Source organism: Helicobacter japonicus (assembly GCF_000762845.2).
GTDB classification, from domain to species: domain Bacteria; phylum Campylobacterota; class Campylobacteria; order Campylobacterales; family Helicobacteraceae; genus Helicobacter_C; species Helicobacter_C japonicus.
Window position 1 is genome coordinate 1 of record NZ_JRMQ02000046.1, and the last position, 651, is coordinate 651.

Consider the following 651-nt stretch of genomic DNA (forward strand, 5'->3'; position numbering starts at 1 on the left):
ATGAATACTTAGAAGCTAGAAAATCCCTCTATAAATCTATTTCTCAACTTAAACAAGAAAAGCAAAAGCAAGAATTACAAGAACTACAAAAGCAACAAGAAATCTTAGAACAATCCTTACAAAACTTAGATTCTAAACAAAAAGAATCTCAACTCAAAGAACTACAAAGAGAACAAGAAAAAGCATTAAGAGACAAACAAAGACAAGAGCAACAACAAGCAAGACTTTCTAAAGGTAATACACAGAATCTAAACAACACAAACAATAATGCCTATATCACAAAACATTCCAATCTCATTTTAGAATCCCAAGACAAAAGTATTCAAATCATTTTCTTAGATAAAAACATCTCAATGTCTCACCTCCTCCATATCCATAACAATAAAATAGACATATTCACTCAAGATAAAACTTACATAGACATACAATCTTTATTAGAAGACTATCAAGACTATGGTATTACACAAGATATTCTTAACTCTCCCTCTACTCAAATCTTTTTCTACTCCGCTCTCCTATTAGGCTCATCTGAAATAGAAACAAATCCCTTTCTCTTTGGTGAATTAGATAAAGACAATACCATTAAACAAGATACACCAAGTTATTACTTCTCCCCTAAAGATGAAGAAAATAATCTAGGCACACTTCTTA

General features: G+C 30.7%; 1 pseudogene. It reads left to right on the forward strand.

Annotated elements, in window-relative coordinates:
* Positions 1-651 (forward strand): annotated as a pseudogene (locus LS65_RS10350) (hypothetical protein); the annotation flags it as partial.